Consider the following 11,735-nt stretch of genomic DNA (forward strand, 5'->3'; position numbering starts at 1 on the left):
GGACCGCCACCAAATGGCTCTGGACCTATAACAACGAACGTCCCAACATGGGCAACGGCGGGATCACACCCGCCATGAAGCTGAAAATGGCCGCGTGAATTCTACAGCCACGCCCCGTTAAAAAGGGGAGGATTACCCGCAGGGCTGCATCGCCCTGATCCTGTTTCTTATATTGGAAGACTGACCTGTGAAGGTCAGCCAGTTCGCACGCCCGACGTTCCGACAGGCCGTGCCGAGCCATCACGTCCGACACGGCTCGCCTTTTGACATCGGGCGTCAGTAGTTTTTTATCGCGAGATCTTTCAGCGCGGCGTTGTCCAGCATGGCATCCGCCAATATCCGCTTCAGACGATTGTTCTCGTCCTCAAGGGCCCGCAGCTTCTTGGCGTCCGACACGTTCATCCCGCCAAATTTGGCCTTGTACTTATAGAAAGTCGCATCGCTGATCCCGTATTTCCGGCACAGCTCCTGCGCCTTCACCCCAGCCTCATACTCCTTGATCATTCTAATGATCTGCTCGTCACTAAATCTGCGTTTCATGGTCCATCCTTTGTTTGGACGGATTGCTAACACCTCACTGGCCTGATTTCAGGGGGCTGGGTCAGGCGCTATAAACACCGTGGCACGCTCCAATGTCGGCATGGTCCGGATCCACGACTTACGTTACCCGACTGCGCTCACGATGCTCTCGGAGGGCTCCCCGATCAAGAGGGTGGCGCAGGTACTGGGTCATAACAACATCTCTGGCACTCGTTCAACCTACGGCCGGCACGTGCCAGACCGCATGCAGGACACGGAAATTATTCTCGACTTCACGAGCCTGAAAATGGAGCTACGATAGACGCACTTAGGTTCAGCAGAACGGAGCGCATTTCACAGGCGCAGATCAGTCGCAGAGAGAATGCATCAAAATTTACGGGTTAGTTGGTGGGCGGTGAGGGATTCGAACCCCCGACATCTTCGGTGTAAACGAAGCGCTCTACCAGCTGAGCTAACCGCCCGCGCAACTGCGAACCGCGCCGAAGTAGCCCGGCGCGGCGGCGCGATCAAGCGGTTTTGGCCCTATTTCTCGCCCGGCGCGCCGTCGAATTTCTTTTCCAGACTGTCCCAGCAATCGGCGTAGTTATCCTGCAAGGGCGCCTCATTCGCGGCGAATTCGGTGAGTTGCTGGGGGAAGCGGGTCTCGAACATGAACTGCATGGTGTTGTCCTGCTTGACCGGCGCCATCTTCTCGGTCGAGCCGTGTTCGAACGCGTCGCGGTCGGGGCCGTGGGGCAGCATCATGTTGTGGAGCGAGGTGCCGCCGGGGATGAAGCCCTCAGGCTTGGCGTCATAGATCCCGGCGATATTGCCCATCATCTCGGACATGATGTTCTTGTGATACCAGGGCGGGCGGAAACTGTGTTCGGCCACCATCCAGCGTTCGCGGAACAGCACGAAGTCGATATTCGCCGTCCCCTCCTGCCCGGATGGCGCGGTCAGCACGGTAAATATCGACGGGTCGGGATGGTCGAACAGGATCGCGCCGACCGGGGAATAGGTCCGCAGATCATATTTATAGGCGCAGTAATTGCCGTGCCAGGCGACGATATCCAGCGGTGAGTGGTCGATATAGCTTTCATGGAACTGGCCGCACCATTTGATGACCACGCGCGAGCGCGCCTCGCGATCCTCGAAGGCCGCCACGGGGCATTTGAAGTCGCGCGGATTGGCGAGGCAGTTCGCGCCGATCGGGCCTCGGCCGGGCAGGTCGAATTTCTGGCCGTAATTCTCGCAGACGAAGCCGCGCGCCGGGCCGTCCAGCAACTCGACCCGGTAGACGAGGCCGCGCGGGATGATCGCGATCTCGCGCGGCTCCAGGTCGATGATGCCGAGCTCCGTCGCGAAACGCAGCCGACCTTCCTGAGGAACGACCAGCAACTCGCTGTCGGCGCTGTAGAAATATTCGTCCCGCATCGATTCCGTGACGAGATAGATATGCGACGCCATACCGACTTGCGTGTTCACGTCGCCCGCAGTGGTCATGGTCCGCATCCCGGTGATCCAGGTCAGCTTCTCCTCGGTATGCGGCACCGGATCCCAGCGATACTGGCCAAGGCTGATGACATCGGGCAGCACATGGGGCGCGGATTTCCAGTAGGGGACGTCGATCTTCGAGAACCGCCCCACATGTTTGACGGAAGGGCGGATGCGGTAGCACCAGGTCCGCTCGTTCTGGCCGCGCGGCGCGGTGAAGGCGGTGCCGGAGAGCTGTTCGGCATACAGCCCGTAATTCACCTTTTGCGGCGAGTTCTGCCCCTGCGGCAGCGCGCCGGGCAGCGCCTCGGTCTCGAAATCATTGCCGAAGCCGGGCATGTAGCCCTCATGCGCGTCGGTGCCGTTCTTGCTCGCGGCACGGATCATGCCTTGCGGCAGGGCGTCGATGGTCATGGCTTCCCCCTTGATGCGTTGCAGGCAAAATAAGTTGCAACTGCAACTAAGTCAACCTCTGATGACGCGGGCGGGCAATTGAGCCACGGCGGGATGGCGCCGCGCGGGGGCATGGCCGCCGCGCCGGGGCGGCCGGACCCCGATCCGTCAGGGGCGGTCATCACGTTGACATGCATTCGCAACCTGCCGAGCGGCGGGCGCCGAGACCTCCGCAGCGCGACCGGGGCCACTGCCCGGCCGCGGCGGATCAGTAATCGCCGTCGCCGCTGCCATCCCCGTCCGAGGGGAACTCGGCGATGGTGCGGGGATCGGGGGGCGGCAGGCTCGGTTCCTCCGGCGGGTCGTCGGGGATGTCGCGCGCACCATCCCCCGCCGCGCCGCCATCTTCGCGCGCGGAGTCGCTGCGCAGCGTCTCGGGGTTGCGCAGCCAGACATCGCGCTGCGCGAAGGGGATCTCGATCCCTTCCTCGGCAAATCGGGCGGCGATCTGGTGGCGGATCTCGGACGACACGCCCAGCCCGCCGGTGATGTCGGACAGGATGGCGCGGATCTCGAAATCCAGGCTGTCGGCACCGAAGCCCATGAACAGCACCGCCGGGGCCGGATCGAACAGCACGGTCGGCTGATCCTCGGCGATCTCCATCAGGATGCGTTCGACCTTGCGGGTGTCGGTGCCATAGGCCACGCCGACCTGGATGATGATCCGGCCGCGCGCATTGCCGCGGGTCCAGTTCGTCACCGGCAGGCTGATGAGATCGCTGTTGGGCACGATCACATCGGTCTGGTCGAAGGTCTTGATCCGGGTGGAGCGGACCGAGACATCCTGCACGAAACCCTGCTGGCCGCCCGCCTCGACCCAGTCGCCAACGCTGATCGGGCGTTCGATCAGCAGGATGATGCCCGAGACGAAATTCGACACGATGTTCTGAAGACCGAAACCGATGCCCACCGACAGCGCACCGGCGACGATGGCGAGGCTCGACAGGTCGATCCCCGCCGAGGTGATGGCGAACATCGCGGCAAGGAACACACCGATATAGCCCAGCCCGGACACCGCCGCGGTCTGCGCACCCTGGTCCAGGCTGGTGCGCGGCAGGATGGTGCTGCGCAGCGCCCCCTGAAGCCATTTCGTCACCATGTAGCCCACGACGAAGACCAGCAGGAAGGTCAGCACCGCGCCCGGCGACAGGCGGATGCCGCCCAGGGCCACGCCATGCGAGATCTGCGTCCAGGCCTCGCCCAGATCGCTGAGCGACGCGCCCCAGATCAGCGCGAAAAGCGGCAGCGAGCAGATGATGAGGATCAGCCCGATCAGGATCGGGATCAGCGAGTCCCGCGCCCCCTCGCGGCTGCGGCGCATCAGCGAGTAGAGATCGGCGCAGAAATCCTGCAACAAGATCAAAAGCCCGATCAGACCGAGGCTTTTCACCGCCGGCCAGAACACCGCATTCGCGCCGTTCACATAGCCCAGCATCGTCGCCGCCAGCGTGGCGATCACCAGCAGCCGCATGAGACGGCCGACGAAGGACAGGATCGTGGCGCGATAGGGCGGCGTATCGCTGCCGTGGAATTTCGTCATCCGCCGCAGGATGTTGGCGAACTGGAACAGGAAGAACCCGCCCGCCAGGATCAGCACGAAGTGGATCACACCGGCGCCGGCCGCGCTGAACTCGTAAGGGATGACCGGCGGCGCCCCGTCGCCGCGCAGAAATCCCGACAGCGGCAGCCCGGCATTGGACAACCACACATGCAGCGCCAGCACCACGATCAGCCCGGTGCCGTAAAGCCGCGACAGGCTGCGCGCGCCCTGCGGCATCAGCAGCGTGGCATAGGCGACCGGCTCGGCGGCGAACAGCGTGCGGATCAGCCAGCGGCCGATGAAGAACACCAGCCCGGCCAGCGGCCATCCCAGCAGGATGGGTTTCAGCCATTCGCCGAACAGACCGGTCGAATCCAGCGCATAGGCGATCAGGAAGATCCCGATCATCGGCACCATGATCTGGCCCAGCGACACGGTGAAGGCGATGACCGCGCGCGCGTCACCCTGCGCCCGCGCCCCGATCAGCGATGGCAGCCGGTCCACCAGATGCCGCCCATAAAGCAGCGCCACCGCCGCCACGAGATAGATGAGAAGCTGACCCGGATCCTCGACCTGGCCGCGCCGCGCCCAGGCCCGCCGCGCCTCGTCGGCCACACCGGCGGCCACGGCGGCGCCATCGCGCGCCGCCGCCATCCAGCTTGACGGCATCAGCGGCGACGGGGTCTGCGTCATCAGCACCCGTGCCTCGCGCTCGCGCTCGATCTCATCGACATGGACGACCATGGCATCGGCGCGGCTGAACGCTTCCGTCGCGGCCAGGCCCGGTGCCTGCAACTCCGAGAGCTGCGCATTCAGCTCCTCTCGCCGGTTGGCGGTCTCCTCCGCCTCGCTCTCGCCCTCCGCGGGGGCCGGGCCGAGGGCTGCGATCTGGTCCTTGATGGTGCGGATACGCGGCGCGTTGATCTGCTGCGCCTGCTCGAACCGCTCGCGCCATTCGGTCGCGTTGTCGCGGATGGAATCAAGCTGGCTGGGGGCTGTGTCGGGATCTTCCAGCGCGGCTTCTGCCTGGCTGGCGAACGCCTCCCAGGCCGAATAGTCGATCCGGGTCGTCTCCTGCGCCGCGACCTGCGACGCCAGCAGCAGCAGCGCCATCAGCGCCGCGCGAATTACGTTGAAAAACAAGACTATTCCTCGAAGACTTCAGGCATGTCCGCCGGCGCGCTATCCAGCCATTCCGGCACCGGCAGCCCCTTCTCACGCAGGAACTCCGGGTTGTAGAGCTTGGTCTGATAGCGGTTCCCGGCGTCGCAGAGCACCGTCACGATGGTCTTGCCCGGCCCCAGATCGCCCGCCAGCCGGATCGCGCCCGCGACATTGATCCCGGACGAGCCGCCCAGCACCAGCCCTTCCTCGGATGCCAGCCGGAACAGCACGTCGAGCGCCTCCGCATCCGGGATCCGATAGCTGTGATCGGGGGTGAACCCTTCCAGATTGGCGGTGATGCGGCCCTGCCCGATCCCCTCGGTGATCGAGGAGCCGGGGCTGTCGAATTCGCCGGTGGTGTAGAAGGAATGCAGCGCCGCGCCCTCCGGGTCGGCCAGACCGATCGTCACGCCCTTCGGCTGCAGCGCATCCGCCACCCCCGCCAGCGTGCCGCCGGAGCCGACCGCGCAGATGAACCCGTCGACCTTGCCGTCGGTCTGATCCCAGATCTCCGGCCCGGTGGTGTCTTCATGGGCGCGGCGATTGGCGGTGTTGTCGAACTGGTTGGCCCAAATCGCGCCATTCGCCTCGGTCTCGGCGAGCGCCTGCGCCAGACGCTCCGAATAGCGCACATAGTTGTTCGGGTTGCGATAGGGCACCGCCGGCACCTGCACCAGCTCGGCCCCGGCCAGGCGGATCATGTCCTTCTTTTCCTGGCTCTGCGTCTCCGGGATCACGATGACGGAACGGAACCCCATCGAGGCGCCGACAAGCGCCAGCCCGATCCCGGTATTGCCCGCCGTGCCCTCGACGATCGTGCCGCCCGGCTTCAGCGCGCCACGCTCGACCGCGTCCTTGATGATATAGAGCGCCGCCCGGTCCTTCACCGACTGGCCCGGATTCATGAATTCGGCCTTGCCGAGGATCTCGCATCCCGTGGCCTCCGAGGGGCCCTTGAGGCGGATCAGAGGGGTATTGCCGATCGCGGCGGCGAGATCACGGCGGATGTCCATCTTCGGGGCCTTTCCTGTCACGTCCAGTTCCGATCAATACCAGCGTGGCCTGTGGCGGCAAGGCTTGGCGTGTCGAAATCACGGCCGCCGGGTCACGATCCTGCCAGCGATCCGGCGATCTGATCCGCCATCCGGTCCAGCCAGAACGCCATGGCGATCAGCGGGCCGCACTGGATCTGGCCCGCCATCACAAGCCGCAGCAATTCCGCCCGCGGCAGGATATGGGTGGCGATGTCCTCGCCCTCCTCGGCCAGGCCGAACCCCGCCCCAGCGCGCTGGCTGGACAGATCGGCCAGCCCGACGAAGGGATAGAAGAACTCGCTGTTCGCCCCCGGCGTGGGATAATGCGGCGGCAGGGCGTGGATGCGCCCGATCTCGATCCCGGCCTCTTCCTGTGCTTCGCGCCGCGCTGCGTCCTCGGGGCGCTCGCCCGCATCGATGCGCCCGGCGATCGGCTCCAGCATCCAGCACTGCGCCTGACCGCGCGCCAGCGGGCCGATGCGGAACTGGCTGATGACCATGACAAGGTCGGTTCCCGGATCATAGGGCAGCAGCAATGCGGCATCGGCCGACCGGAAGACCTCGCGATCCAGCACCGGCGACCAGCCACCATCATATCGGCGATGACGCAGGCTGATCTCTTCAACCGAGAAATAGCGCGCGTAAGCCTCGCGCCGCGCCAGAAGCTCGACCCGCGAAGCGTCTGCCTCCGGCAGACAGGCGCTCGGATCGGCCTCAAGCGCCGCACGCAGCCGGCCCCAAGCGATCTCGGCAATGCGCGGCAGGCGCCTGGCAATGTCAGCCGCGGGCTCGTCCGGCGGAAGGGCAAGCAGATCACGCGCGACCTCCGCCATCAGCGCGGCCCGGTCCCCAGACCAGTCGGCACCGCCCCCATCGCCGTGACCCCAGACCGCCAGTCCGTCATGGCGGCGCGGCGACAGGCCCATGATCGCCAGATAGCGCATCAGCGCCGGGTCAGGCCGCACCGCCACCCCCGCGACCTCGCCCTGCCCCGGACGCCATCGCGGCCAGTCGCCGCCGATCCCGGCATCGGCGCCGCCTTTCAGCTCGCCCGGCAGCCGGACCGGGTCTCCCGAGAGCGCGAACACCGCCAGCATCTCCGGGGCGGCCAGCGGTCCGACCAGGATCACCCGTCCCGCCGTCACAGCGGCGTGCCCCGCAGCCGCCGTGCCGCGGCCCGCCCGGTCTCCTCGGCAAGCTGGTCCAGCACCTCCGCCTCTGCCCCCGCGACGAGACGGCTGAGAAGACGAGATGGCGCCGTGCCGCGCGCGCGGGCGATCCGGTCGATCGCGCCTGCGCCGAGCGGCGCATAGGCGGCGTAGAGGCTCAGTTCCAGATGCAGCTCCGCCTCCGCCCGCCATTCGGGCAGCTGCAGGCTCAGATCCGCCGCCACATCCTGCAGCGAGATCGGAAACCCGTACCCCCCTGCCGAGGCAAAGCCGCGCGCCGCGGCAATCTGCCGGTTCATCCCGGAAGCGACCCGCGCCCCGATCATCCCCTGTTCGTCGATGAGCGCGCGGATCGCGCGCAGCACCCCCGCATCGGCGCGGCGATCCGCCATCCACCGCCGCAGGGTCCCGCGCAGCGCCCGGTTGCGCTGCAACTCGGCCCGCGCGGCGAGTTCCAGTCCCCGCGCATCGCTGTCGGCCGACACCCCCGTCGCCCCCAACGCAGCCTGCAGCGCCGGATCGGAGATCAGCGCCGGCGTCAGCCGCCCTTCCAGCCGCGCCAGCAGCAGCGCCGAGATCCGCGCCGGATCGTGGACCCGCGCCACCTCCGCGCGCCAGTCATCCCCGCTGCCGCCGAGATACGCCGCCCCGACACGGTCCGCGAACATCCCCGATTCCGCCGCGATCGCGAGGGAGAGTTGCGCGCAGGCGGCGCGCGCGCATAACCGCTCGGCCAGATCCTCGCGATCGGTCATCGCACGGATGGCGGAGGGCATCGTCTGGCCCGCGGCCGCCAGCGGAAACATGAGACCGGCGGCCAGCAAAGCGCCCAGCACGGCCGCAGCGATGCGAATCTGGCGCATGACGAGAATCCCTGAAGCGAATGCGGGCATTTCGCCGAAAACCCCCTTGCGCTTCAACCCCCCGCCCGCTACATGCGCCCCCACCACACCGAAAAAGCGCGGAGAGGTGCCGGAGTGGTCGAACGGGGCGGTCTCGAAAACCGTTGAGCCTGCAAGGGTTCCGTGGGTTCGAATCCCACCCTCTCCGCCAAAATTAACCAAACTTTTGTTGCTCACTCATACGCGGTAAATCGCGTGAATTGCCTGTATTCGTTGGGCAAAATGGCGGTATAGGTCCGCGATTTCCGTGGTGTCGCTGCAGAGACTTTCGCCGGAGCAATCGAATTTTACTGCACATTCTACGGCACAAATTACTCGCCTTGCGCCCGTCGCATGAGCTATACGCGGGCCGGCAACGGATCGCTGAACAAGGTCCTCGATCGTGAAGCGCTCGGTATCCAGCAGGTCTTCATGCAGGACCTTGGCGACATAAAGAAGATGGCCGCAGCGATGCCGCTGGCGCGTTGGATTCAGGGGAGTCTGAAGAAGTCGATGTGCTGGCTCAGTGGAGCGTCGGCCACTGTTCCAGATTGGCGAAGTGTGCGCTAGCAGAAGAGACGAAAATCCGGTCAGCCCGTTCGTCGCCTCGAAGCGCCGCATTTCCTCAGCGGCAATAATCAGACGACAAAGGCGAGCCTCAACGAAATCGGCAGGGACCTCAATCCGCACCCAATCCTCGGTCTCGACCTGGGGAAACCGCCGCAGAGTCGTCGCTTCTGAACCACCCAGAACAGACCCATGACATTGGCCGCAATCACCCTCGCCGCCACCGTGCTCTTCTGACTATGAAAAAGAACGGGTCTGGAGCCTAACCATCGGTGAAATTTCCCAGGCTGGCCCCCCCACAAGGTACCAGAAGCGCTGCCTAAGACTTCTGCCAGAGCGCTCTAGCAGTCTGGCTTCTGCTCGCTCAGGAGAGCTTTGAAGGTCTCGACCTAAATTCGAGAACGCCTAAAAGTCTCGCAGTTCCCGACCTGAGTTAATGGTCCAAGCCTAGCAAATTGACCTGAACGGATGGCCCATTGCGCTGAACGTCACAGACCTGGATCAACGGAAAAGTACGCTCCGGTACCGGCCTGGCAACGCCCATCGAACCATCATCACACCCAAGACGGACGAGGGGCATCTTTAGCCATTTGACTTCTCTCTTGGGAACAAGCGCATACGATATAACGGTATGGTTCACAGGCTATTACCCCCTTGACTTGCCGCGACGAGCAACTTGATCCGCTCCCGCAGATCCATAGGTCAGAAATTCCTGTCGAGCCCGAATTTTTCAGACTCGCGACCGCGATGCTCTCTGTCATACAAACCTCGAAATGGTTGACTAGGGTCATGAAGCATTTGATGACAGAATTTTATGAAAAAATGACTAAGAATTCCTCATAAGTTTGGTCAATGCGGAAAGTATAGAAAATTATTGCCCGTTAACTTTATGAGATTGCAGTGTGTGCAGAATGTTACCAAAAAATTAAATTCCAGTGGAACCAGCCGATTAAAAAGATGCTTGATGCATAATAACGAAAGAACTCATCAAATTCAAATCTTACTTCACTCAAAGAAACTCGTCTGAATAACTGGTCCTAAATAGACAACCCTCCAAAGTCTCGCAGCTGCACAGAGTTTGGAGGGTCGCCCAGTGTCTGATGAGTATGTGCGGAAGGATCATTTTGGCGGCAACATCATCCTGACAAACGACTCTCTCAAAGGCTCATCCTCCTACAGGCAGATGGCCAGAGAGATCCAAATCCATCACTTTAGGTATCCGGGAGGTACGGTCACCGAGAAGGCGACGTGGGATAACGGTGGGCTGGACAGAATATTCGGCGAGCCGGCAGAGCCAGGAAGCCCTGACTATGTGGTTACCATTCGCGAGGCGTTGCAGTTTTCTGTAGAGAAAGAGGCTGGTTTGACCGTCGTCGTGCCTACCTTCCAATTCTTTGATCAGTCAACACAAAGCTTCGATTCGGCGGGCTTTTCTGAATACCTAGACGCTCTTTCGCAAGCTATGATCGAGCATCCACGCGCCAAGATTAGAATGCTCGAGATCGGCAATGAGTATTGGCAACGCATCAGTGCCAAGGAGTACGGTGCGATCGCTAACGAACAGATTCCGCTCTTGAAGAACTTCATTCAGGAGATGTCTGAGAAAATTTCAGGCTGGCAACAACCCGATATCGGTCTTCAAGCTGGAGTACAGTGGCGCGCGACACAAGATGCTAGCGGCATATGGCAACCTGTCGGCGTGCGCGAAAGTGAAGAAATAGCCGGCATGCTGACAGTCGACAGTCGCGGGCTCGTTTCGACAGTGGTTCAGCACAGTTATCCTGACGCGACCCGGAAAATGCAGTGGCAAGAAGACTGGGCGCTCGAGCCGATGAGGGCGTACACGACCATCGAAGGGTTCCGTTCGGACCTCAAGTTCGCCCTGACTGAGTACAACGTGTCACCGCTCACCGCGACTGGCGTGCACCAGGCCGCTGTCTGGATCGAGCAATTGTCGTCCCGGATTGCATCGGGCGTAGGCGAAGTTCACCACTGGGGTATGAACTACAAGTGGCTCTCCAGCAAGCTGTACGATGCGAAGCTATCGCCCGGTGAGACCGAAGAAGGAACGATTATTACGAAAGCGACTCCAACTGGGCAGGTGTTCGACATTGCAGAAGCGAGCTTGCTTGGAAAAAGGGTGATCTCAGACAGCGAAGCATCAGATCAACTGACTGTTGGGCATGGTGTAACCCTGACTGGCTTTAGCGACCAAGCTCAGAAGGTCATATTCGCGTTCAATGGGAGCCCGCAAAAAAGCACCATCTCTTGGGAAGAGTTGCAAGGCGGCACTCACGTTACCGTCCACCACCTTGTTGATGCGGACTCGCCCGTCACGGCGTGGTTTGATGAGTCTATCCCGTCAAGTCTTCCACCAGGCCGAATTGCGGATGCCCGCGGTGATATGAAGGTTCTTTCTGGTGATGCTGCGCCTGAAAGAATCGAAGTTTCACCGTCAGAGATGGTCGTACTGGTTCTCACGAAGCCGGGTACTCCATTGGTCATTGAGGGCGCGCACAATGTAACCGATCCGAGAACGAAGATGACGGATGACCATATTGTAGGTGGGACCAGCAATGACATTCTTCGCGGCCATGTCGGCGATGATGTGATCATGGGAAAGGATGGAAACGATCTTATCACAGCCGGGAAGGGTGCAGACAGCGTAGACGGCGGAACTGGTCACGACGTGATTTTCTCGGGCATCGGAGCAGATACCATTAACGCCGGGCCAGGCGCTGATATGGTTATTGCTGCCGGTGGCGACGAGCTTTGGTAATCCTCCCCTTTTTAACGGGGCGTGGCTGTAGAATTCACGCGGCCATTTTCAGCTTCATGGCGGGTGTGATCCCGCCGTTGCCCATGTTGGGACGTTCGTTGTTATAGGTCCAGAGCCATTTGGTGGCGGTCC

At 62.5% G+C, this 11,735-nt stretch carries 8 protein-coding genes, 2 tRNA genes and 1 pseudogene; 4 read left to right on the forward strand and 7 right to left on the reverse strand.

Features of this window, described 5'->3' with window-relative positions:
- Positions 1-199 precede the first annotated feature (199 nt).
- Positions 200-540 (reverse strand): annotated as a pseudogene (locus tag BLT73_RS16615) (transposase); the annotation flags it as partial.
- A gap of 100 nt (positions 541-640) precedes the next feature.
- Between BLT73_RS16615 and BLT73_RS17865 the strand changes: the two are divergent.
- A complete protein-coding gene (locus BLT73_RS17865) occupies positions 641-841 on the forward strand; it encodes a site-specific integrase (RefSeq protein WP_090525697.1) in 201 nt (66 codons plus the stop codon).
- An 84-nt stretch (positions 842-925) separates the two neighbouring features.
- Here BLT73_RS17865 and BLT73_RS16625 read toward each other — a convergent pair.
- From BLT73_RS16625 to BLT73_RS16650, 6 genes are all read right to left on the reverse strand, one after another.
- Positions 926-1,001 (reverse strand) — tRNA-Val (locus BLT73_RS16625).
- Positions 1,002-1,062: 61 nt separating this feature from the next.
- Positions 1,063-2,430 carry a homogentisate 1,2-dioxygenase gene (gene hmgA / locus BLT73_RS16630; protein ID WP_090525698.1) on the reverse strand — a complete coding sequence of 456 codons (1,368 nt, stop codon included), beginning with the start codon at positions 2,428-2,430 and terminating at the stop codon, positions 1,063-1,065.
- Positions 2,431-2,677: 247 nt separating this feature from the next.
- Positions 2,678-5,152, reverse strand: a complete 2,475-nt coding sequence (locus tag BLT73_RS16635) for a mechanosensitive ion channel family protein (RefSeq protein WP_090525699.1) — start codon at positions 5,150-5,152, stop codon at positions 2,678-2,680.
- 2 nt (positions 5,153-5,154) lie between these two features.
- On the reverse strand, positions 5,155-6,186 hold the full coding sequence (locus BLT73_RS16640) for a cysteine synthase A (RefSeq protein WP_090525700.1): 1,032 nt from the start codon (positions 6,184-6,186) through the stop codon (positions 5,155-5,157).
- 92 nt (positions 6,187-6,278) lie between these two features.
- Positions 6,279-7,337 (reverse strand): NUDIX domain-containing protein, encoded by a 1,059-nt coding sequence (locus BLT73_RS16645; RefSeq protein WP_143025718.1) that lies wholly within the window; start codon positions 7,335-7,337, stop codon positions 6,279-6,281.
- Positions 7,338-7,348: 11 nt separating this feature from the next.
- Positions 7,349-8,239 carry a hypothetical protein gene (locus BLT73_RS16650; protein WP_090525704.1) on the reverse strand — a complete coding sequence of 297 codons (891 nt, stop codon included), beginning with the start codon at positions 8,237-8,239 and terminating at the stop codon, positions 7,349-7,351.
- A 100-nt stretch (positions 8,240-8,339) separates the two neighbouring features.
- On the opposite strand from BLT73_RS16650, the gene BLT73_RS16655 reads away from it, so the two are divergent.
- From BLT73_RS16655 to BLT73_RS16665, 3 genes are all read left to right on the forward strand, one after another.
- A tRNA-Ser gene (locus tag BLT73_RS16655) sits at positions 8,340-8,429 on the forward strand.
- Positions 8,430-8,611: 182 nt separating this feature from the next.
- Positions 8,612-8,827: a hypothetical protein gene (locus BLT73_RS16660; protein WP_090525706.1), complete on the forward strand. Its 216-nt coding sequence runs from the start codon at positions 8,612-8,614 to the stop codon at positions 8,825-8,827.
- A gap of 1,090 nt (positions 8,828-9,917) precedes the next feature.
- On the forward strand, positions 9,918-11,603 hold the full coding sequence (locus BLT73_RS16665; RefSeq protein ID WP_090525708.1) for a calcium-binding protein: 1,686 nt from the start codon (positions 9,918-9,920) through the stop codon (positions 11,601-11,603).
- Positions 11,604-11,735: the final 132 nt, after the last annotated feature.

The sequence above is a fragment of the Paracoccus isoporae genome, from assembly GCF_900101865.1.
GTDB classification, from domain to species: domain Bacteria; phylum Pseudomonadota; class Alphaproteobacteria; order Rhodobacterales; family Rhodobacteraceae; genus Paracoccus; species Paracoccus isoporae.